The organism is Kineococcus gypseus, assembly GCF_050871305.1.
Classification (GTDB): Bacteria; Actinomycetota; Actinomycetes; order Actinomycetales; family Kineococcaceae; genus Kineococcus; species Kineococcus gypseus.
Window position 1 is genome coordinate 49675 of record NZ_JBJLRD010000020.1, and the last position, 22126, is coordinate 71800.

Sequence of the window (22126 nt, forward strand, 5' to 3'; positions counted from 1 at the left end):
CCGCGCGGGTTAGCGTGCGGGCCGTGGCCGACCTCTTCTCCGCCGACCCCGACGACGAGCCCGGCGCCGGCGCCCCCGCCGGCGCCCGTGCGCGCGCGCTGGCCGCCGGTGCCCCGCTGGCGGTGCGCATGCGCCCGCGCAGCGTGGACGAGGTCGTCGGCCAGCAGCACCTGCTGGGGCCCGGCTCGCCGCTGCGCCGCCTGGCCGCCGAGGGCGACCTGGGCCGCGCCGGCCCGGCCTCGGTGGTGCTGTGGGGCCCGCCGGGCACCGGCAAGACCACGCTGGCGCACGTCATCGCCCGCTCCGGCCGGCGCCGCTTCGCGGAGCTGTCGGCGGTGACCGCGGGCGTGAAGGACGTGCGCCGCGTCATGGAGGAGGCCCGCGACACCCGCGACCTGCACGGCCGGCAGACCGTGCTCTTCCTGGACGAGATCCACCGCTTCACCAAGGCCCAGCAGGACGCGCTGCTGCCGGGGGTGGAGAACCGCTGGGTGGTCCTCGTGGCGGCCACGACGGAGAACCCCAGCTTCTCCGTCGTCACCCCGCTGCTCTCGCGCTCGCTGCTGCTGACCCTGCGGCCGCTGGACGACGACGACGTGCGCTCGCTGCTGCGCGCGGCGGTGGCCGACCCGCGCGGGCTGGCCGGCGAGGTGGCGCTGTCCGAGCAGGCCCTGGAGCACCTGGTGCGGCTGGCCGGCGGCGACGCCCGGCGCGCGCTGATCGCGCTGGAGGCGGCCGCCGGCGCCGCGCTGGAGAGCGACGCGGCGGGTGCCGGCGAGGCGGGGGAGGCGGGCCCGGGGGAGGGCCCGGGCGCGGTGCCGGTGGTCTCCCTGGAGCACGCCGAGCGCGCCCTGGACCGCGCCGCGGTGCGCTACGACCGCGCCGGCGACCAGCACTACGACGTGGTCAGCGCCTTCATCAAGTCCATGCGCGGCTCGGACGTCGACGCCGCGCTGCACTACCTGGCGCGGATGGTGGAGGCGGGGGAGGACCCGCGCTTCATCGCCCGGCGCATCGTCATCGCCGCCTCCGAGGACGTCGGGATGGCCGACCCCTCGGCGCTGCAGACCGCGGTGGCCGCGATGCACGCGGTGGCGCAGATCGGCATGCCGGAGGCGCGCATCGTGCTGGCGCAGGCGGTGGTGCACAACGCCACCGCCCCGAAGTCCAACGCCGTCTACAACGGGGTGAACGCCGCGATCGCTGACGTGCGCGCCGGGGCGGCCGGGCCGGTGCCCGCGCACCTGCGCGACGCCCACTACGCCGGCGCGAAGCGCCTGGGCCACGGCGGCGGGTACGTGTACCCGCACGACACCCCCTCCGGCGTCACCGCCCAGCAGTACGCCCCCGACGAGCTGGTCGGGCGCGAGTACTACACCCCCACCGACCGCGGCTTCGAGGCGCAGGTGCGCGAGCGCCTGGCCCGCCTGCGCCGCGTGCTGCGCGGGCGCTGAGCGCGCGCGGGGTGCCCCGCGGACGCGCGCGGGCGGCGCTACGGTGCCCCGGTGCCCGCCCTGACCCGTCTGCTGACCTCGGCCCTGCGCACCGCGGGCGGGCTGGCGCTGCGCGAGCTGCAGCGCTCCGCCGCCGCCCCGCGGCGCGCGCCCGCCGGCGCCGACGAGGGCGCCGAGCGGCCCCGCCCGCGCGCCCGGGGCCGCCTGGCGGGCGCGCGCGAGGCCCCCCGCAGCGCCGCGGTGCGCATCGACTACGCCCCCCGCGCCGACGGCCGGCCCGACCCCGGTGAGGTGGTGTGGGCGTGGGTGCCGTTCGAGGAGGGCGACGGGCGCGGCAAGGACCGCCCGGTGCTCGTCGTCGGCCGCGACGGGGGCGACCTGCTGGCGTTGATGATGACGAGCAGGGACCACGACCGCGACGCCGCCGACGAGGCGCGCCACGGGCGCACCTGGGTCGACGTCGGCGCCGGGGCGTGGGACCGGCGCGGGCGGCCCAGCGAGGTGCGCGTGGACCGGTTGCTGCGCTTGGCGCCCGCCGACGTGCGCCGCGAGGGCGCAGCGCTGGACCGCGAGCGCTTCGAGGCGGTGGCCGCCGAGACCCGCCGGGTCCTGGGCGCCTGAGCGGCCCCGGGCCCCCGGCGGTCCCGCCGCCCCGTCCACCGCCGCCCCGCCGAGGGGTGCGCGCGGGCGGGTAGGGTCGGGTGCCGTCCCCCGCACCGCCGCGCGCGGGGCCCAGCACGCCGCAGTCCAGCACAGGAGGCACGTCCGATGCAGACGGCAGAGATCCGTCGCCGGTGGCTCGACTTCTTCGAGCGCAAGGGCCACACGGTCGTCCCCAGCGCCTCGCTGGTCTCGAGCGACCCCAGCCTCATGTTCACCGTGGCCGGCATGGTGCCGTTCATCCCGTACCTGACCGCGCAGGTGCCCGCGCCGTACCGGCGGGCCACCAGCGTGCAGAAGTGCCTGCGCACCCTGGACATCGACGAGGTCGGCAAGACGACCCGGCACGGCACGTTCTTCCAGATGAACGGCAACTTCTCCTTCGGGGACTACTTCAAGCGCGAGGCGATCGCCTTCGCATGGGAGCTGCTGACCACCCCCGAGGCCGACGGCGGCCTGGGCTTCGACCCGCAGCGGCTGTGGACGACGGTCTACCTCGACGACGACGAGGCCTTCGACCTGTGGCGGGAGGTCGGCGTGCCCGCCGAGCGCATCCAGCGCCGCGGCAAGGCCGACAACTACTGGAACACCGGCCAGCCCGGTCCCGGCGGGCCCTGCTCGGAGATCTACTTCGACCGCGGCCCCGAGTACGGCGCCGAGGGCGGCCCGGAGGCCGACGAGGACCGCTACATCGAGATCTGGAACCTCGTCTTCATGCAGTACCAGCTCTCCGCGGTGCGCTCGAAGACCGACTTCGACGTCGCCGGCGAGCTGCCCGCGAAGAACATCGACACCGGCATGGGCCTGGAGCGCGTGGCGTTCCTCAAGCAGGGCGTCGACAACCTGTACGAGATCGACGAGGTCCGCCCCGTCCTGGACCGGGCCGCGCAGCTGTCCGGCAAGCGCTACGGTGCCGTGCACGAGGACGACGTGCGCCTGCGCGTGGTCGCCGACCACGTGCGCAGCGCCCTGATGCTCATCGGCGACGGCGTCACCCCCGGCAACGAGGGCGCCGGCTACGTGCTGCGCCGCCTGATCCGCCGCGCGGTGCGGGCGGTGCGGCTGCTGGGCGTGGAGGAGCCGGCGCTGCCGCACCTGCTGCCGGCCTCGATGGAGGTCATGAGCGCCTCCTACCCGGAGCTGCGCCGCGACTTCGAGCGCATCTCGCGCGTGGCCCACGCCGAGGAGGAGGCGTTCCGGCGCACCCTGGTCTCCGGCACGGCGATCTTCGAGAGCGCGGTGGCGGCGACGCGGGCGGCCGGGGGCGCCGCCCTGTCCGGTGAGCGCGCCTTCGCGCTGCACGACACCTACGGCTTCCCGATCGACCTGACGCTGGAGATGGCCGCCGAGGCGGGCGTGAGCGTCGACGAGGCGGGTTTCCGCGCCCTGATGGCCGAGCAGGTCGGGCGCGCCAAGGCGGACGCGAAGGCGAAGAAGACCGGCGGGGTGGACCTGTCCGCCTACCGCAGCACGCTGCAGGGCCTGCCGGCGCCCGTGGTCTTCACCGGCTACGAGGACGCCACCGCCGAGGCGCGCGTGGCCGTGGTGCTGCAGGGCGGGGTCAGCACCCCCTCCGCGCCGGCGGGCACCGACGTCGAAGTCGTCCTGGACCGCACCCCCTTCTACGCCGAGGGCGGCGGCCAGCTCGCCGACCACGGCACCCTGAGCACCACCTCCGGCGCCGTCGTGGACGTCGTCGACGTGCAGCAGCCCGTCAAGGGCCTGTACGTGCACCGCGGCACGGTGCGCACCGGTGAGCTGCTGGCCGGCGACGGCGCCCACGCCGTCGTCGACGCGGTGCGCCGGCGCGCGGTCAGCCGCGCGCACACCGCCACCCACCTGGTGCACCAGGTGGTGCGCGAGCACCTGGGCGACTCCGCCACCCAGGCCGGCTCGGAGAACGCCCCCGGCCGGCTGCGCTTCGACTACGCGGCCACCGGCCAGGTCGGCGCCGGCGTCGTGCGCGAGATCGAGGGCGTGGTCAACCAGCGCATCGCCGACGACCTGGGCGTCGAGGCGCGCGTCATGGACCGCCGGGCGGCCCTGGACATGGGCGCGATGGCCCTGTTCGGCGAGAAGTACGGCGACCGCGTGCGCGTGGTCACCATCGGCGGCGACTGGTCCAAGGAGCTGTGCGGTGGCACGCACACCCTGACCTCCCAGCAGGTCGGGCTGGTCTCGATCGTCTCGGAGGGCTCCATCGGCTCCGGCGCCCGGCGCATCGAGGCCCTCGTGGGCACCGACGCGTACGACTTCCTCACCCGCGAGCACCTGCTGGTCAACCAGCTCACCGACGTGGTCAAGTCGCGCCCCGAGGAGCTGCCCGAGCGGGTGGGCTCGCTCGTGGCGCGCCTGCGCGAGGCCGAGAAGGAGATCGCGCGGCTGCGCGCCGGGCAGGTGCTGGCCCTGGCGCCGCAGCTGGCCGCCGGCGCCGTGGACGTCTTCGGGGTGGCCGTGGTCGCCCACGACGCCGGTCCCGCCTCCGCCGACGACCTGCGCACCCTGGCGCTGGACGTGCGCTCGCGCCTGGGCGGTGAGCGCCCCGCCGTGGTCGCCGTCGCCGGCGTCGCCAAGGAGCGCCCCGTGGTGGTCGTGGCGACCAACGAGGAGGCCCGCCGCTGGGGCGTGCGCGCCGGTGAGCTGGTGCGCGACGCCGCCAGGACGCTCGGCGGCGGCGGCGGCGGCAAGGACGACGTCGCCCAGGGCGGCGGTCAGGACGCCGCGAAGGTCGGCCAGGCGCTGGCGGAGCTGCGCGACGGCGTCGGCCGGCGCGTGACCGGCTCGGCCTGAGCGGGGGCGGGACGGACGTGCGCGCGGGGGTGCGACTCGCCGTCGACGTCGGCAGCGTCCGCGTCGGGCTCGCGGCGTGCGACCCTGCGGGGGTGATCGCCTCCCCGGTGCGGACGCTCGCCCGCGACCCGGACACCGACGCCGACGTGGCGGAGGTGGCGCGGGAGGTGCGCGAGCGCGGCGCCGTGGAGGTCGTCGTGGGCCTGCCGCTGTCGATGGACGGCACCGAGGGCCCGGCGGCCTCGCGCGCGCTCGAGCACGCGCGCAGGATCGCCCTGGCCGTCGCACCCGTGCCCGTGCGCCTCGTGGACGAGCGCCTGAGCACGGTCGACGCCCACCGCGCCCTGCACGCCGCGGGGCGGCGGGAGAAGCAGTTCCGCGACGTCGTCGACCAGGCGGCCGCGGTGGTGCTGCTGCAGGCGGCCCTGGACGCCGAGCGCACCGGCGGCCGGGCACCGGGGCGGGTGCTGCCGGCCGGCGCCCCGCCCGGGCGCAAGGGCCCGCGCAAGCCCAGGCACGGCAGGACCGCGCCCCCCGCCGGGGCGGCCGCGGCGCACCGCTACGACGACGAGCGTCCCGACGCCACGGAGGGCTGACACGCGTGATGGACCTGATGGACCTGCCCGGCAGCCGCGAGAAGCGACCCCGCCGCAGGCGGCGGCGTGGCCTGGCCGTGATCGCCCTGCTCGTCGCCCTCGGCCTCGTCGGCGGTGGTGCGTGGACCGCGTGGGACGCGCTCGGCCCGGTGGTCGCCGGCCTGACCGAGAGCGACGACTACGAGGGCACCGGCACCGGCGAGGTCGCCGTGAAGGTGGAGAACGGCGACACCGGCACCGCCATCGCCCGCACCCTGCGCGAGGCCGGCGTCGTGAAGACCACCGACGCCTTCCTCTCCGCCGCCTCCGCGCAGCCGGGCATGGCGAGCATCCAGCCGGGCACCTACCGCCTGCGCGAGGGCATGTCCGCGGCCTCCGCGGTCGCGCTGCTGCTCGACCCCGCCTCCAAGATCACCTCCCGGCTGACCGTGCCGGAGGGGCTGCGCGCCACCCAGGTCGTCGCGCTCGTGGCCGAGCAGACCCCCATCCCCGCCGAGCAGCTCGAGGCCGCCCTGCGCGACCCGGCCGCGATCGGCCTGCCCGCCTCCGCCGGCGGGGACCCGGAGGGCTACCTCTTCCCCGCCACCTACGAGGTCGACCCCGACGAGACGGCCGCGGAGCTGCTCGGCGAGATGGTCGCGCGCACCCAGCAGGCCCTGGCCGAGCTGGGCGTGCCGCCCGAGCGCGAGCGCGAGGTCGTCGTGAGCGCGAGCATCGCGCAGAAGGAGGCGCGCACCCCCGAGGACATGGCCAAGGTGACGCGGGTGCTCGCCAACCGCATCGCCGACGGGATGCTGCTGCAGCTGGACTCCACCGTCAGCTACGGCACCGGCGGGACCACGGTGACCACCACCGCCGCCGAGCGCGCCACCGACACCCCGTGGAACACCTACCTGCACCCGGGCCTGCCCGCCGGGCCGATCTCCAACCCCGGCGAGGACGCGCTGCGCGCGGCGGTCAACCCCGAGCCGGGGCCGTGGATGTACTTCGTCACCGTGGACCTGGCGACGGGGGAGACCCGCTTCGCCACCACCGGCGCCGAGCACGCCGCGAACGTGGAGCTGTTCCGCCGGTACCTGAGGGAGAACCCGGAGACCCCGTGAGAGCCGCTGTCTGCGGATCGCCCATCACGCACTCCCTCTCCCCGGTCCTGCACCGGGCCGCCTACGCGGCCCTGGGCCTGCACGACTGGGAGTACGGGCTGCTGGAGGTCGACGAGCGGGGCCTGCCCGCCCTCGTGGCGTCCCTGGACACCGGGTGGGCCGGGCTGAGCCTGACGATGCCGCTCAAGCGCGCCGTGCTGCCCCTGGTGGACGAGGTGGAGGACGTCGCGCTCGCGGTCGAGGCCGTCAACACCGTCGTGGTCACCGCGCGCACCCCGGCGCGCCCGGGCCGCGCCGGGGTGCACCTGCGCGCGGAGAACACCGACGTGCACGGCGTCGTGGCCGCCCTGGCCGAGGCGGGCGCGCGCCGCGTCGAGCGCGGCGCCGTGGTGGGCGGGGGCGCCACCGCCCGCTCGGCGCTGGTGGCGCTGCTGCGCGCCGGCTGCCCGCGCCCGGTGGCCGTGGTGCGCAGCCCCGCGCGCGCCGAGGAGCTGCACGGGGTCGCCGCCCGCCTGGGCGGGCGGGTGGACGTGCGCGGCTGGGACGAGCTGCCCAGCGCCCTGCAGGCCGACGTCGTCGTCTCCACCGTCCCCATCGGCGCCTCGGCGGACGTGGCCGCGGTACTGGCACCCGCCGCCGCGCCGGGCGGCGCGCGCCCGGCGCCGCTGCTGCTCGACGTCGTCTACGCGCCCTGGCCCACACCGCTGGCGAGGGCCTGGCACGGCCCGGTGATCGGCGGCTTCGAGATGCTGCTGCACCAGGCGGCCGCGCAGGTCACGCACATGACCGGCCGGAGCGCCCCCCTGGCGGCCATGCGCGCGGCCGGGCTGGCCGAGCTGCGGGCGCGCGCGAGCACCTGAGCCGCACCCCCCCACCGCGTCCCCCTCCCTCACCCGAACGGCTGACCGCGCCGCCCGGGGCGTCGCCCGGCCTCAAGGCGCCCCGTCCGCGCGCCGACAGGGTCAGGACGGGCGCCGACCAGCGGTGCCGTCGCGCGCCGTGGCGGGCGCCGTCGAGGGGAGCGAGATGAACGACGCGGGTGCCGGCCCCCGGCCGGACGGGGCGTACGTGCCCGTCAACCTGCAGCCGGACGGTTCCGTGGCCCCGCGCCGCGACGTCAGCGCGCTGCTGGCCAAGCTCACCGGCGAGGTCCCCGCCGCGGCCGCTCCCGCGGTCGCCGGCCTCGCCCCCGAGGTGCCCGCCCCCCGCGCCACGCACGCCCTCGCGCCCTCCCCGGCCGACGAGCTGGTGCGCCCCGCGGTGCCGCAGCTGGCCCCCGAGCCGGCCCCCGCCGCGCAGGTGGAGGCGCTGGTCACCACCGGCGGCGAGAGCGAGGAGGCGCCGCTGAAAGTCAACGACGTGCTGATCGCCGCCCTGGAGGCCGGCGCCTCCGACGTGCACCTGACCTCCGGCGCTGAGCCCACCGTGCGCCTGTCCGGCGAGCTGACCGCGCTGCCCGGCTTCGGGCGCATGACCCCGCCGGTGCTGCAGCGGGCCGTCTACACCATCCTCACGCAGAAGCAGCGCGAGCAGTTCGAGGCGAACCTCGAGCTGGACTTCGCCTACGCGGTGCCCGGGCACTCGCGCTTCCGCGTCAACGTCTACCGCCAGCGCGAGTCCGTCGGCGCGGCGTTCCGGCGCATCCCCTACGAGATCAAGCCGCTGGAGGACCTGGGCGTCCCGCCGGTGGTGGGCTCCTTCGCGAACCTGCAGCGCGGGTTCGTGCTCGTCACCGGCCCCACCGGCTCGGGCAAGTCCACCACGCTGGCCTCGATCGTGGACCTGGCGAACCGCACCCGCAAGGACCACATCATGACCGTGGAGGACCCCATCGAGTTCCTCCACCGCCACAAGAGCTGCCTGGTGAACCAGCGCGAGGTGGGGGAGGACACGAAGTCCTTCGCCAGCGCCCTCAAGCACGTGCTGCGCCAGGACCCCGACATCATCCTCGTCGGCGAGATGCGCGACCTGGAGACCATCTCGGTGGCGCTGACCGCCGCCGAGACCGGTCACCTCGTCTTCGGCACCCTGCACACCCAGGACGCCGCGCAGACCATCGACCGCGTCATCGACGTCTTCCCGCCCCACCAGCAGCAGCAGATCCGCGTGCAGCTCGCCGGCGCGATCCAGGGCGTGGTGTGCCAGACGCTGTGCAAGCGCGCCGACGGCCAGGGCCGCGTGGTGGCCACCGAGGTGCTCGTCGCCACCCCCGCGATCCGCAACCTCATCCGCGAGGGCAAGACCCACCAGATCGGCTCGGCCATGCAGGCCGGCGCCCAGTTCGGCATGCACACCCTCGACCAGCACCTCGCCGAGCTCGTGCGCACCCGCCAAATCACCTTCGAGCACGGCCTGGAGAAGTGCCACGCCGCCGACGAGTTCCGCCGCCTGACCGGCCGGCACTGAGAGGGGACCGACCGATGGCCACCGCCACCAAGACGCGCTCGAAGAGCGCCAAGCAGGGTCAGCGGACGTTCGCGTACGCCGCGCGCGACCGCGCCGGCACGCTGGTCAAGGGGACCCTCGAGGCCGCCGACCAGCAGGCCGTCGTCGGCCGCCTGCTCAGCCAGGGCCTCGCCCCCGTCTCCGTCGCGGAGTCGAAGGCCGGGCAGGGCATGCAGATGGAGATCAGCCTGCCGGGCTCGAACCGGGTCAAGCTCAAGGACCTGGCGCTGATGTCGCGGCAGTTCGCCACGATGGTCTCCTCCGGCCTGACGCTGCTGAAGGCGCTCGCGATCCTGGCCGAGCAGACGCAGAGCAAGAAGCTGGCCGCCACCCTGCAGGAGGTGCGCGGGGAGGTCGAGGGCGGCACCGCGCTGTCGACCGCGCTGGCCAAGCACACCGACGTCTTCCCGCCACTGATGATCAACATGGTCCGCGCCGGCGAGGTCGGCGGCTTCCTCGACCAGGTGCTGCTGCAGCTCGCGGAGAACTTCGAGGCCGAGGTGAAGCTGCGTGCGAAGGTGAAGTCCGCGATGACCTACCCGGTCGTCGTCTTCGTCATCGCCATCCTCGCCGTCGCCGGCATGCTCCTGTTCATCGTGCCGATCTTCGCGAAGATGTTCTCCGACATGGGCGGGGAGCTGCCGCTACCCACCAAGATCCTCGTGGCCATGTCGCACGGGCTGCGCTTCGCCGGGCCCGGCATCGTCGTCCTCGCCATCGTCGTGCCGATCGTGTGGCGCAAGGTGAAGGACCAGCCGTCCGTCCGCAACGTGGTGGACCCGCTCAAGCTCAGGGTGCCGATCTTCGGCCTGCTCGCGCAGAAGATCGCCCTGAGCCGCTTCACCCGCAACCTGGGCACCATGCTGCGCTCGGGCGTGCCCATCCTGCAGAGCCTGGAGATCGTCGGCAGCGCCTCGGGCAACGTCGTCATCGAGCGCGCCTCCAGCGACGTCATGGAGAGCGTGCGCGGCGGCAAGGCGCTGGCCGCGCCGCTGGCCGAGCACAAGGTGTTCCCGGCGATGGTCGTGCAGATGATGAGCGTCGGCGAGGACACCGGCGCGCTGGACTCCATGCTGCACAAGATCTCCGACTTCTACGACCAGGAGGTCGAGGCGACCACGGAGGCGCTGACCAGCCTCATCGAGCCGCTGATGATCGCCTTCCTCGGCGGGATCGTCGGTGCGATGATCGTGGCGATGTACATGCCGATCTTCGGCGTGTTCGAGCTGATCAACTGATGACCGGCGGTCGGTCCGCACCCGCCGCAGGCGGGGGGCGGGACGCGGGTTTCGCCCTGGTCGAGCTGCTCGTCGTGATGGTCGTCATCGGCGTCCTCGCGGCCATCGCGGTGCCGGTCATGGTGGAGCAGCGACGCAAGGCCGCGGACGCCGGGCTCAAGACGGACCTGCGGGCGCTGGCCGAGGCGCAGGAGACCCACTACACCGACTTCCAGGCGTATCTGCCCGTGGCGCCCACCTCGACCCCGACGGTGGTCGACGCCATCGACCTGTCGCCGGGCAACAGCGTCTCGGTGACCCTCAACGCCGGCGGATCCGCCTACTGCGTGCTGGCGTCCAACCCGCGCGCATCACGGCCGTGGGTCTACGTCAGCAGCGCCGGGGGGCAGCAGCCGGCGTCCGTGACGGCCTGCCCCGCCTCGTTCTGACCGCCCGTCCCGACCCGCGGCTCCCCTCGGCCCGTGAGCACCCCGCTCACGGGCCGTCGTCGTCCCCGGCGGGGGTCGTTGGGCCGACCGGGTGAGCCCGTGAGATCGGTGCTCAAGGAGGGGGGAGCCGGGGCCGAAGAACTGGGTACAAGAGCCGCACACCGCGAACCCGGTGCGCGACCAGCGAGCGGCTCCGGACCTGACACGAAGGGGAGCGTCGCATGCTCGCTCGCATCCGCAAGTCGATGGAGGAGAAGGACCAGGGCTTCACCCTGATCGAGCTCCTCGTCGTCATGATCATCATCGGCATCCTGGCCGCCATCGCCATCCCGGTGTTCCTGAACCAGCGCAAGAAGGCCGTCGACGCGTCCATCAAGTCGGACCTGAAGACCATCGCCACCGCGCTAGAGACCAACTACACCGACACGGGCGCCTACACCGCCCCCACCGGCACCGCGCCGGACCTGACGGTGGGTACCGACACGGTCAAGGTCACCAACGGCAACACCTTCGTCTTCACCGCGGTCGACACCACCGGTTTCTGCCTCGCCGGTTCGGCCGCCGCCGGCAAGGCCTCGCGCACCTGGTACTACAACAGCACCAAGGGTGGCCAGCTGGCCGCCACCGCGACCGGCTGCTGACCCTGAGCAGCTGAGGACGCGACGCACCCGAGGTGGGTGATCCCGGACCACCGGGGTCACCCACCTCGTCGCACGTCAAGAACCATCCCCACGGCCCAGGAGCGGCAGATGCGCACCCCACCCCGGACACGAGAGGACGAGGGGTTCACCCTCGTCGAAGTCATCGTCTCCATGCTCATCTTCGCGCTGCTGTCCACGGCCGTGCTGGGCCTCGTCGTCAAGACGCTGCGCACCACCGACACGGCCAACGAGAAGCAGGTGGCGGTCAACCTGGCCGAGGCGAAGAAGGAGTTCTTCCTCGGCACCGAGTGGAGCCGGGTCGCCGACGACACCGACGTCGTCGCCGAGGACGGCAGTCCGTGGACGCCGGCGTCGAAGGGCGTGGCCTACACGGTCACGAGCGCGATCACGCTCATCCCCAGCGCCGACAACGCGTGCAGCTCCAACGGCGCCGACCTCACCCGCAAGCGGGTCGAGGTCTCGGTCACCTGGCCGGGCATGGGGGTGAACGACCTGGTGCGCAACGAGTCGTTCCGCCGCATCTACCAGTCCGACGCCCCCAGCACGCCCGGCGCGCTGGGCTGGCAGGTCGACACGCCCGTGCGTTCCAGCAGCGGGACCTGGCAGCACCGCGGATACCCGGGGATCCGGGGCACCCTCTTCGACGCGGCCGGCGCCACCGTCGCCACGGCCGTCACCGACACCGACGGCTGCCTCGTCTTCTCCGGCCTGGAGAACGGCACCTACACCGCCGTCATCAACACCCAGGGGCACGTCGGCCAGGACAACAAGCAGCAGCAGGTGCGCACCAGCGCGGTCACCGCGGGGAAGATGGCCGTCGTCGAGGCGCTGCGCTACGCCCGCCCCGGCAGCGCCCTCCTGCAGGTGAGCGCCGGTGCGGCGCCGGCGCCCGCGCCGGTCGGCGCGTGGACCGGGCTGGGCGCCGTGCTCTACGCGGACACCGTCGGCGGCTACGCCGTGCGCCCGGCGTGCACCGCGGGGCAGGACCCCCTCACCACGCCGTGCCTGGGCGCCGACGGCACCGTCGGCCTGCTCTACCCCGCCAAGACGTACACGGGGTACCTCGGCACCTGCGCCGCCTCCGCGGCGACCGCGACCGACTTCACGCCGGCGACCGCGCCCCCGGCGCCCGTCGTCCAGGTCCGTCTCGGCTCGGCGAGGATCACCGTCGTGAAGAGCGCGAGCGCGAGCACCGTCAAGGTCACCGCGACGCAGGCCGGCGGTGCCTCCTGCTCCGGGCAGAGCGTGGACCTGGGTACGGTCACCTTCGGCCTCGTGGAGACGTCCAAGGAGCTCCCGGTGCTCGGCCTGCCCCTCGGCGACTGGACGCTGCGTGCCACGAGCACCACCACGGGGCTGTCCGGGCTGCCGGTGCCGCTGCAGCTGACTTCGGCCAACACCACCGCCGCCGCGCCCAAGACCGCGTCGGTGAGCGCCCCATGATCGCCCGGTTGCGCCGCGCGGCGGCCCGTCCCGACGGGGACGAGGGTCTGACCCTGGCCGAGACGGTCGTCACGATGGCCGTCGGTTCCCTGCTCATGGCCCTGGTGACCGTCTTCACCGTGCAGCAGCTGCGCACCGTGGACTACGCCGAGGAGCGCGCCACGGCCGGCGCCCAGATGGCCAGCGCCCAGGACGCCATCGGCAAGCGGCTGCGCACCATGCTGCTGGTCAACTCCGACAACACGGCCCTGCGACAGCCGCCCCTGCCCGGCGGCGCGCCCGGCCCCGAGATCGACGGACCGGTCGCGGCGGGTCCCGAGGTGCTGGGCTTCTACACCTACCTGTCGAACACCCCGAACGCGCCGGCCACGGAGGCGCTGCGCGTGCAGGAGGTGTGGGTGTGGGTGCGCACCGCCACCGACGGCAAGCGCACGCTGTGCGAGCAGACCCGCGTTCGCGAGCGCTCCATCGACCCCTTCGTCCTGCTGCCGGCGAGCCCCGCCGTCGACCTGTCCGCTGTGCAGAACCGCACGTGCCGGGTGCTGGTCGAGCGCCTGGCGCCGTACGACGCCACCCGGCCGCTGTTCAGCTACGTGACCGACGCCTACGACCCGCTGGCGGGCCCGCCGCGCGCCGTCGTGGCCGCCGGTCAGGACGCCGAGGTGGTGGCCGACCCTGTGGCCGACGCGAGCCAGCTGCGCGCCGTCCGGGTGAACCTGCGCGCTCGGGCGAGCACCGGTCACCGCACCACGGTCCTGGAGAGCACCTCCACCACCCAGCTCCTCAACAAGATCGGACGGACGTCGTGATGCGCACCCGATGGTTCCGGCGCGATGAGGGCTTCACCATGCTGGCCGTGCTGGCGAGCGCCGTGCTCGTCATGGGCCTGGTGCTCGCCGGCATCGCGTTCGCCGTGGCGGCGCACCGCGCCACCCGCGCCTCCCAGGACGACAAGGGCGCGCTCTCCGCGGCGCAGGCCGGTCTGCAGGACTACATCCACCGCCTCAACGCCTGCGAGGACTACTACCGGTTCCCCGCCAACGCGTGCACCGGTGCCACTCCCAACCCGGGGATCCGGCTGCAGGCCACGGACACCAACGTCGCCCTGGTCCCCGGAACCGCGGGCACCGAGCGTTCCGAGTACTCGCAGCGGGTGCTCAACGACCCGTCCAAGAGCACCGGCCTGCTGCGCGTCGAGATCATCGGCCAGGTCCGCAACACGGTCACCGACACGATCCGTGAGAGGCGCTCCCTCGTGGTGGACCTCAGCCGCAAGGGGTTCCTGAACTTCCTCTACTACACCGACTTCGAGACGTTCAGCCCCGCCAACACCCGGCTGACCAAGCCGGTGCAGTACCACACGCCATCCTCCAACCAGAACGTCACCGCCAACGGCACGGGTGTCACGTACACCCTGCAGCAGGGCAAGACGTACACCATCGCCCAGCCCACGCTCGACCAGGTGACACGCGGTTGCGCGCGCTACTACTACGCCACGAAGAACGGCGCCCAGACGGTCCCTGGCCGCAGCACCTTCCCGCGCACCCTGACCGGTCCCGGGCTGCCCAGCACCGGCATCGAGTACTGGCCCACGACCGCCTCCAACGCCGGCGGCATCACGTCGTACCAGTGCTTGACCATCAACTTCAGCGGCACCGACACCTTCGACGGCGACGTGCACTCCAACGACGCCATGAGCATCAGCGGCCCGGTCGTCTTCAAGAAGAAGGTGACCACCAACTGGAAGACCACCGGCAACACCTGGTACGGCTCCTCCAACCCCTCCCCGTCGGGCAACACGCCCAAGTACTCGGAGTACCTGCCCCTGCCGGCCACCACCGACAAGCAGGCCGACGCCGCCGCGCAGAACGGGTGCGTCTACACGGGGCCGACGTCCATCGAGTTCCTCGCCGACGGCAGGATGCGCGTGCGCAGCCCCCTCACGCTCGGCGGGTCGGTCCGTCCCGGTTGCTCCGCGGTCGCCGGCGTCACGCCCATGACCCAGGAGCAGGTCGTCAACGGTCCGGCCAACGGCGTGGTGTACGTGCAGAAGGCGACCGGGGCGGGCAGCTGCCTGAGCTTCCAGAACGATCCCAACGACGTCACCAACTACGACAACGCCGGCTGCACGCGTGGCGACGCCTTCGTGCGAGGCACCGTCAAGGGGCGCTTCACCGTCGCCGCCGAGCACGACGTCGTCGTCACCGGGAACGTGCGCTACAACTCCGGCACCACCGGGACGGACGCGCTGGGTCTGGTCGGCACCAACAACGTCGCCGTCTGGCACCCGGTGACGTCCGCCGGCGTGAACATCAACCCGCCGGCCGACCTGGAGATCAACGCGGCGATCGCCTCCACGGGCAACAGCTTCACGGTCTTCAACTACGGTCAAGGCTCCAAGCTGGGCACCTTGACCGTCAAGGGCGTCATCATCCAGCGCTACCGCGGCCCGGTGGCCACCGGGTCCGGCACCACGACCACCAGCGGCTACGGGAAGAACTACGTCTTCGACAACCGCCTGGTCAGCGTCCCGCCGCCCGTCTTCGTCGAGCCCGTGCTGAACTCGTGGGACATCAACTCGATCTCGACGCAGCGGTGACCGCGCTCGCCGCGGGCCTGCTCGGCCTGCTCGTCGGCTCGTTCCTCAACGTCGTGGTCCACCGCGTGCCGCGGGGGGAGTCGGTGGTGCACCCGCCCAGCTCCTGCCCAGGCTGCGGGTCGGGCATCCGCGCCCGCGACAACGTGCCGGTGCTCTCCTGGCTGGTGCTGCGCGGGCGCTGCCGCGCCTGCGCAGCACCCATCAGCGCCCGCTACCCCCTCGTCGAGCTCGGCACCGGCGTGGTCTTCGCCGCGGTGGCCGCGATCGTGGGTCCCACGTGGGCGCTGCCGGCCTACCTGTACCTGGCCGCGATCGCCGTCGCGCTGTCGGCCATCGATCTGGACGTGCACCGGCTGCCCGACGCCATCGTGCTGCCCTCCTACCCCGTCGTCGCCGCGCTGCTGCTGGTGGCCAGCTGGGGGAGCGGGCAGTGGGACGCGGCCCTGCGCGCCGTGGCCGGTGCCCTGGCGATGCTGCTGCTCTACGTCGTGCTCTTCGTCGCCAAGCCCGGCGGGATGGGCCTGGGTGACGTCAAGCTCGCCGGCGTGCTGGGCATGCTGCTGGGCTGGTGGGGCTGGGACGCGCTCGTGCTCGGCGCTTTCGCCGCGTTCGTCCTGGGCGGCGTGGCCGCGGTCGGTGTCGTGCTCACCGGCCGCGGCGGGCGCGGCGCGAAGATCCCGTTCGGCCCGGCCATGCTCGGTGGCGCGCTGCTCGCCCTGCCGGCCGCCGCACCGGTCGCCGGCTGGTACCTCGGGCTCATGGGGCTGACGCCGTCCGCGTGACGCGCGCGCACCCGGTGACCGAACCCTCAAGACCGGCCCCTGCACGACCGATCACCACAGCGGGCCCGCGACGCGCGGGCCGCGAACCCAACGACGATGGAGGCGACGTGCCGGGACGAACCGCGATCGGTCTCGACATCGGGACGTCCGGTGTCCGCGCCGCCGAGCTGTCCTACGGCCGCGGCGGGGTGACGCTCGAGAAGTTCGGGCAGGTGGCCCTGCCCGAGGGCGCCGTGCGCGACGGCGAGGTCGTCGACCGCGCCGCCGTCGTCGACGCCCTGAAGACGCTCTGGAAGGCCAGCGGGTTCAAGGGCAAGAAGGTCGCCCTCGGGGTGGCCAACCAGCGCGTCGTCGTCCGCCAGGTCGACCTGCCGTGGATGCCCCTGGCCGAGCTGAAGGCCTCCCTGCCCCTGCAGGTGCAGGACTACCTGCCCCTGCCCGTGGACGAGTGCCTCATCGACTTCCACGTCACCGAGGAGGTCGTCGACGGCGAGACCCGCCTGCTGCGCGGCCTGCTCGTCGCCGCCGCCCGCGAGATGGTCAGCGCCAACGTCGCCGCCGTGGAGGCGGCCGGTCTGCGCGCCACGGGTGTGGACCTGACCTCCTTCGCCGTGCTGCGCAGCGTCGGCAAGCCCTTCGGCGACGTCGCCACCGAGGCACTCGTCGACATCGGCGCGCGCATCTCCAACCTCGTCATCCACTCCGGCGGGCAGCCCCGCTTCGTGCGCGTGCTGCTCAGCGGCGGCCAGGACGTCACCGACGCCATCGCCGAGCGGCTCGGTCTGTCGGCGCCGCTGGCCGAGTCCGTCAAGCGCGGGTCGCTGGAGGACCTCTCCGAGCAGGACCGGTCGCTGGCCGACAGCGCCGTCGACCTCATGCTCGAGGTCTTCGTCGACGACATCCGCAGCTCCATGGACTACTACGCCGCGTCCCACCCCGCCTTCCCCGTCGAGCGCATCGTCCTCTCCGGCGGCGGCTCGCTGCTGCACGGCGTCGCCGAGCGGCTCGAGGCCGTCACCCGCAAGCCGGTCGTCCCGGCCGACCCCACCGCGGGCCTGCACGTGGGGCGCACCGGTCTCGACGAGCAGCAGCTCGCGACCGTCCAGCCCCTGGCCGCGGTCCCCGTCGGTCTCGCCCTCGGAGTGATCTCATGAGCTTCCAGACCCTCGAGGCCGTCGCGGCCCGCACGCGCGTGGTCCGGGTCGACCTGCTGCCCCGCGACTTCGAGGTCGCCCGACGCGGCCGGCTGCTGCGCGCCGGTCTCGGCGTGGCGCTCGCCGGCGTCGTCGGCTTCGCCGCCACCGCCTACGCCGTCACCGCCGGCCACGTCGACGCGGCGAACCAGTCGCTCGCCACCGAGCAGACCCGCACCGCGCAGCTGCAGGCCGAGCAGGCCCCCTACGCCGAGGTGCCTGCCGTCATCGCCCAGGTCGAGGCGGTGCGGGCCGTGCAGAGCGAGCTGGCCGCCTCCGACGTGCCCTGGTACGCCTACCTCGACCAGCTCGCCGCCGGTGCTCCCGAGGACCTGCAGATGACCTCGGTGGAACTGGCCAGCTCGAGCGCCGCCGAGCAGCTGCCCGTGGCCGCCGCCGCGGACGGCTCCATCGTGCCCACGGTGGGCCTGCTCACCGTGACCGGGGAGACGATCTCCCAGGACAAGGTGGCGGACTGGATGGACCAGGTCGCCGGGATCGACGGCTTGTCGAACCCCGTGCTGACCACCTCCACGCGCGCCGAGGACACCGGCGTCATCACCTTCACCGCCACCGCCACCGTGACCGGCGACGCCGTGCCGGCGCAGCGGTGACCGCCGAGACGACGGGAGGCTCGACGACGTGACGAGCTCGAAGAACACCCTCTGGATCGCGGGCACCGGCGTCCTCGCCGTCCTGGTCCTGCTGGCCACCTGGTTCCTGCTCATCTCGCCCAAGCGGGCCGAGGCCGTGGACATCGCCACCCAGGAGGCGGGCGTGCGCCAGTCCAACGCCCGCCTGGCCGCGCAGACCGAGCTGCTGCGCTCGCAGTTCGCCACCCTGGGCGATCGCCAGGCCGAGCTCGCCGCCGCCCGCGCCGCTCTGCCCGACGCCACGCAGGTGCCCGCCCTGATCCGTCAGTTCAGCACCTACGCGAAGTCCTCCGGCGTCGTCCTGAGCGCCCTCGAGCCCGGTTCGATCGCGCCCTACGCCGCGCAGGGCCCGGCGGACGCCGCCGCTGCGGCGACCGGTGCCGTCGCCGGTGGCCTGCTCACGCAGCCGCTCACCGTGACCGTCGACGGCTCCTTCGCCGGCACCGAGCTGTTCGTCAAGAACCTCCAGGCCGACATGCAGCGCTTCCTGCTCGTCGACTCCGTCGCCGTGCGCACCGGCACCACCGAGGGATCGGTGACCACCTCGATCACCGGGCGGGTCTTCGTGCTGCAGGACGCGGCCACGGCCGCGACCTCCCTCTCCCAGGCCGCCGCCCAGCCGGCCACCACCCCGGACGCCTCGGCGTCCTCGACCGAGACGACGGTGAGCTGATGAGCGAGCAGTCGCCGCCCGAGACGGGCGAGAAGCCCCTGCCCGCGTTCGACGCGCCGGTCGCCGCCGGCCGCTCGCGCGCCGCGCGTTCCCTCGTCGCCGCCGCTGCCGCGGTGGTCGTCCTCGGCGGTGCCTCCGGCAGCCTGCTGTGGCTGAGCAGCGCCCCGGGGATCGACGAGGCCGGTGCCGTCGCCGTCGCCCCCGGCGCTCGCGCCACGCCCGAGGTGACCCCGACGGGCGAGCCCGGCCCCGGGACGGCGTTCGCCTTCAACGGCCGCGACCTCTTCGCCAACACGGTGGGGCCGCGCGATGCCGCGGGTGCTCCGGCGGCCACGACCGAGGCGCCGGCGGGCGCACCCGCCGCGCCGGCCGTGACGGCGCCGATCGCCGTCCCCCCCGTGGTCACCGTCGTCCCGGTCCCCTCCCCGACGAGCACGACGACCACGGCGTGGCCCACGCCCGGTTCGGGCCCCACCGTCGCGCCGGCGCCCACCGCCCAGCCCACCGCCCAGCCCACCCCCGCGACACCGACGCCGTCGCGCTCCACAGCGCCCGCCTGGGAGATCTCCTCCTACCGCTACCTGGGCGCCGACCCGGAGAACCCGTGCGGGACCAACTTCCAGGTCCACTACAGCGAGAACCACGGCGGGTACTGCCAGAACCTCGCCGACGGCGCCGTCCTGTACCCGGCTGACATCACGTTCCGCGGTGATGTCGGCGGCAACGCGCTCATCACCTCCAACCGCGGCATCCGTCAGGGCTGGCTCGTGCCGGCGGAGCAGCAGGTGCCCTCCGCGGCGATGGGCGCCTCGCACCACGTGGTGCGGTCGATCGGCGTGCTCGGCGGGAGCACCTACTTCTTCCAGGTCGACCGCGGATCGTCGGTCAAGGTCTCCGTGGACGAGCTGATCCCCGGGACCACCTTCACGTTCCTGGGGCTGGAGTACGAGGGCCTCGAGCCGCCCGGGATGAACTTCTTCGTCAAGGACGCGGACGGTGTCGTCTGGTACGGCAGCTTCGGCGGCACCGAGGACGACGGCATCCTCTTCTGATCGAGCGCTCGAACCCCGCCCCCACCCCAGCTCCCCACTCGCACACCCGGAGGTTCCTGATGGCCCGCACGACCCCGCGTCGGCTGCGGCGGGCGACGGCCACCGCCGTCCTCGCCGGTGCCGTGGCCGCCGTCGCGGTCGCGCCGGCGGACGCCAGCCCGACGCGCTTCCACCGCACCTTCGGCTACGACCGCTACGCGACGTCGGTGGTGCTGGAGGACGGTCCGCTGGACACCGCCTACGTGGTGACGGGGGAGAGGTTCCCCGACGGGCTCACCGCGGGGGCGGTGGCGGGACGCGACCTCGCCAACGTCTACCTGACCCCGCAGGCGCAGTTGACCAAGGAGGTGCGCGAGCGCCTCGTCAACGCCCGGCGGATCGTCGTCGTCGGCAGCGAAGGTGCCGTCGGGCGCGACGTCATGACGTGGTTGCAGCAGAACACCCGGGCTGAGCTGAGCCGGACCGGCGGCTCCGACCGCTACGAGACGGCGGCGCTGCTGTCCGCCGCGAACTACGCGCCGGGTGTCCAGGACGTGCTCATCGCCACCGGTGAGGACTTCCCCGACGCCCTGGCGGCGTCCGCCGCCGCGGCCAAGCGGGGGGTCCCCCTGCTGCTCGTGCGCACCGACGCGGTGCCCGAGGTGGTCGTGGCCGAGCTGAAGCGCCTGGCGCCGCGTTCCGTGACCCTGGTCGGTGGCGAGGGCACGGTGTCGGCGGCGGTGCAGCAGCAGCTCGCCGGCACCACCGGGGCGCCGGTCCGCCGGATCGCCGGCCAGGACCGCTACGGCACCGCCGTCGCCCTCTCGCGCGAGTACTTCACGGCGGCGGACACCGCTGAGGCGTTCGTCGTCTCCGGTGCCGCGTGGGCGGACGCCGTCACCGCCGGGGCCGCGGCCGGCCGCGGTCGTGGCCCGCTGTTCCTCACGCCTGCCGACTGCGTGCCGCAGGAGGTCAACCTGGCGGTCGAACGCGTCGATCCCGGGACGCTGCAGGTGGTGGGCGGGCCGGACCGCGTCTCCGAGGCAGCCGCCAAGCGCACCAGTTGCGGTGCCGGGGTGAAGACCTACCTGGAGGACCTCGGTGAGCCCGCCGGCAACGCCCGCTACGAGATCGACCACGCGACCCTGGGTGGGGTCTTCTACCCGCGCACCGTCTCCTACGACACCGACCCGCGGAACTCCGAGTACCGCACCTGGAGCCTGGGCACCCGCTTCGAGCGCTTCACCGCGGTGGCCGGCGTCCTCGACGGTTCCACGGGTGGGCTGACCAGCCGCGTCGAGCTCTTCGGCGACGAGGTCAGCCTCGGTGCGTGGGACGTCTCGCAGGGCAGGCCGGCCGTGATCGACGTCGACGTGAGGGGTGTGGACAACCTCAAGGTCGTCACCACGTCCTCCCGGCGCACCGCGACCGTCCCGACGGACAACAACGTCTACCTCGGCGACGCGGCGGTGCGCTGACCCCACCACCGTCCCCGGCTCCGCGCGGGCTCCACCCCTCCCGGTGGAGCCCGCGCGCGTTCACCCGCGGGTGAAGGTCCCCGCTGCCGGGGCCACGCGCACGCTGTCCATCCGGACCTGCTCGGGCAGCACGGCGACGTCGTGCCAGCCGTCCTCGTCGCGTGCGACGAGGAGCCGGTCCGCCTCGCGCAGCAGGAGCCGCTCGTCCTGCGGCCCGCGGGCGACGTCGGTGTGCCCGGCGAACCAGTACCCCGGGGAGAGGCTGCGCACGAAGGGCAGCGAGACCGGCCGGTCGTGCTCGCTGAACGCGGCGAACGCCTGCCCGTCGACCACGGGCCCGTAGCGCGGTTCCAGGCGGACGGTCATCTCCCGCCCGAGTTCGTGCCCGTCCGCGCGCAGCACCGCGGTGCACACCTCGTCGTCGCCGTGGGGCGGGCCCGGCGGCTCCAGCCAGGTCACCGCCATCAGGTGCGCGTCCGCCGACCACTGCACCGCCGTCTCCGCCGACCAGCCGGCGTCGGGTGTGCGCCACACCTCTCGAGCCGGCCCACCGCCGACCGGCACCAGGACCAGGGTGACGTCGCTCGTCCACTCGCCGTCCTCGCCCGGTCGTGACGGGGTGCACAGCAGCGCGACGGTCGAGCCGTCGGGTGACAGCGCACCGGTGCGCACCTCGTCCGGGCAGCCGGGCAGCGGCCGCACCGTCCGGCTGGGCACGTCGGCCACCAGCAGCGCCCACTCCGTCCACGAGGTGGTGAGTCCCTCCGAGGTCTTACAAGCCGTTGCATTAGTTCGTCGGAGGTAGTCGACGGGCACAGATCAGCGTGATCGCCAGGCGGGCCAGCGCGGTGATCGTGGTGTTGCTGGTGTCGTAGCGCAGCGCCAGGCGCTTGTAGTT

20 protein-coding genes and 1 pseudogene are annotated in these 22126 nt (G+C 74.0%); 19 read left to right on the forward strand and 2 right to left on the reverse strand.

Annotated elements, in window-relative coordinates; genetic code table 11:
* Positions 1–23: 23 nt before the first annotated feature.
* The 19 genes from ACRYMN_RS09830 (at position 24) to ACRYMN_RS09920 (ending at position 21228) form a co-directional block, all read left to right on the forward strand.
* Positions 24–1454, forward strand: coding sequence for a replication-associated recombination protein A (locus tag ACRYMN_RS09830; RefSeq protein WP_432494459.1), 1431 nt, complete (start codon positions 24–26; stop codon positions 1452–1454).
* Between the two features lie 51 nt (positions 1455–1505).
* Positions 1506–2075: a type II toxin-antitoxin system PemK/MazF family toxin gene (locus tag ACRYMN_RS09835; RefSeq protein WP_432494461.1), complete on the forward strand. Its 570-nt coding sequence runs from the start codon at positions 1506–1508 to the stop codon at positions 2073–2075.
* Between the two features lie 147 nt (positions 2076–2222).
* The gene (gene alaS, locus ACRYMN_RS09840) at positions 2223–4904 is read left to right on the forward strand and encodes an alanine--tRNA ligase (protein ID WP_432494463.1); all 2682 of its coding nucleotides are present in this window, start codon (positions 2223–2225) and stop codon (positions 4902–4904) included.
* Between the two features lie 29 nt (positions 4905–4933).
* Positions 4934–5500, forward strand: coding sequence for a Holliday junction resolvase RuvX (ruvX, locus tag ACRYMN_RS09845; RefSeq protein ID WP_432494465.1), 567 nt, complete (start codon positions 4934–4936; stop codon positions 5498–5500).
* Between the two features lie 8 nt (positions 5501–5508).
* Positions 5509–6603, forward strand: coding sequence for an endolytic transglycosylase MltG (gene mltG, locus ACRYMN_RS09850; RefSeq protein ID WP_432494467.1), 1095 nt, complete (start codon positions 5509–5511; stop codon positions 6601–6603).
* A complete protein-coding gene (locus tag ACRYMN_RS09855) occupies positions 6600–7463 on the forward strand; it encodes a shikimate dehydrogenase (protein WP_432494469.1) in 864 nt (287 codons plus the stop codon). The genes mltG and ACRYMN_RS09855 overlap by 4 nt, the downstream gene beginning before the upstream one ends.
* Before the next feature lie 166 nt (positions 7464–7629).
* On the forward strand, positions 7630–9009 hold the full coding sequence (locus tag ACRYMN_RS09860) for a type IV pilus twitching motility protein PilT (RefSeq protein WP_432494471.1): 1380 nt from the start codon (positions 7630–7632) through the stop codon (positions 9007–9009).
* A gap of 14 nt (positions 9010–9023) precedes the next feature.
* A complete protein-coding gene (locus ACRYMN_RS09865) occupies positions 9024–10286 on the forward strand; it encodes a type II secretion system F family protein (RefSeq protein ID WP_432494473.1) in 1263 nt (420 codons plus the stop codon).
* Positions 10286–10714, forward strand: coding sequence for a type IV pilin protein (locus tag ACRYMN_RS09870; protein WP_432494475.1), 429 nt, complete (start codon positions 10286–10288; stop codon positions 10712–10714). Before ACRYMN_RS09865 ends, ACRYMN_RS09870 begins: the two co-directional genes overlap by 1 nt.
* A 221-nt stretch (positions 10715–10935) precedes the next feature.
* Positions 10936–11355 carry a type IV pilin protein gene (locus tag ACRYMN_RS09875; RefSeq protein ID WP_432494477.1) on the forward strand — a complete coding sequence of 140 codons (420 nt, stop codon included), beginning with the start codon at positions 10936–10938 and terminating at the stop codon, positions 11353–11355.
* A gap of 108 nt (positions 11356–11463) precedes the next feature.
* Positions 11464–12819, forward strand: coding sequence for a type IV pilus modification PilV family protein (locus ACRYMN_RS09880; RefSeq protein WP_432494479.1), 1356 nt, complete (start codon positions 11464–11466; stop codon positions 12817–12819).
* The gene (locus ACRYMN_RS09885; RefSeq protein ID WP_432494481.1) at positions 12816–13628 is read left to right on the forward strand and encodes a PulJ/GspJ family protein; all 813 of its coding nucleotides are present in this window, start codon (positions 12816–12818) and stop codon (positions 13626–13628) included. Before ACRYMN_RS09880 ends, ACRYMN_RS09885 begins: the two co-directional genes overlap by 4 nt.
* Positions 13625–15418, forward strand: coding sequence for a type IV pilus modification PilV family protein (locus ACRYMN_RS09890; RefSeq protein ID WP_432494483.1), 1794 nt, complete (start codon positions 13625–13627; stop codon positions 15416–15418). Before ACRYMN_RS09885 ends, ACRYMN_RS09890 begins: the two co-directional genes overlap by 4 nt.
* Positions 15415–16200 (forward strand): prepilin peptidase, encoded by a 786-nt coding sequence (locus ACRYMN_RS09895; protein WP_432494485.1) that lies wholly within the window; start codon positions 15415–15417, stop codon positions 16198–16200. Before ACRYMN_RS09890 ends, ACRYMN_RS09895 begins: the two co-directional genes overlap by 4 nt.
* Before the next feature lie 107 nt (positions 16201–16307).
* Entirely contained in the window at positions 16308–17354 is a 1047-nt protein-coding gene (gene pilM, locus ACRYMN_RS09900) for a type IV pilus assembly protein PilM (protein ID WP_432494487.1), read from the forward strand.
* Entirely contained in the window at positions 17351–18007 is a 657-nt protein-coding gene (locus ACRYMN_RS09905; RefSeq protein ID WP_432494489.1) for a PilN domain-containing protein, read from the forward strand. The genes pilM and ACRYMN_RS09905 overlap by 4 nt, the downstream gene beginning before the upstream one ends.
* 28 nt (positions 18008–18035) lie before the next feature.
* Positions 18036–18719 (forward strand): hypothetical protein, encoded by a 684-nt coding sequence (locus tag ACRYMN_RS09910; RefSeq protein ID WP_432494491.1) that lies wholly within the window; start codon positions 18036–18038, stop codon positions 18717–18719.
* Positions 18719–19771: a hypothetical protein gene (locus ACRYMN_RS09915; protein WP_432494493.1), complete on the forward strand. Its 1053-nt coding sequence runs from the start codon at positions 18719–18721 to the stop codon at positions 19769–19771. Before ACRYMN_RS09910 ends, ACRYMN_RS09915 begins: the two co-directional genes overlap by 1 nt.
* 59 nt (positions 19772–19830) lie before the next feature.
* Complete coding sequence (locus ACRYMN_RS09920) at positions 19831–21228, forward strand: cell wall-binding repeat-containing protein (protein ID WP_432494495.1); 1398 nt, start codon at positions 19831–19833, stop codon at positions 21226–21228.
* A gap of 60 nt (positions 21229–21288) precedes the next feature.
* On the opposite strand, the gene ACRYMN_RS09925 is transcribed toward ACRYMN_RS09920, so the two are convergent.
* Together ACRYMN_RS09925 and ACRYMN_RS09930 are read right to left on the reverse strand one after the other, a co-directional pair.
* Positions 21289–22044, reverse strand: a complete 756-nt coding sequence (locus ACRYMN_RS09925; RefSeq protein WP_432494497.1) for a TolB-like translocation protein — start codon at positions 22042–22044, stop codon at positions 21289–21291.
* Positions 22016–22126: pseudogene (locus tag ACRYMN_RS09930) on the reverse strand (IS5/IS1182 family transposase); the annotation flags it as partial. The pseudogene ACRYMN_RS09930 and the gene ACRYMN_RS09925, both read right to left, overlap by 29 nt.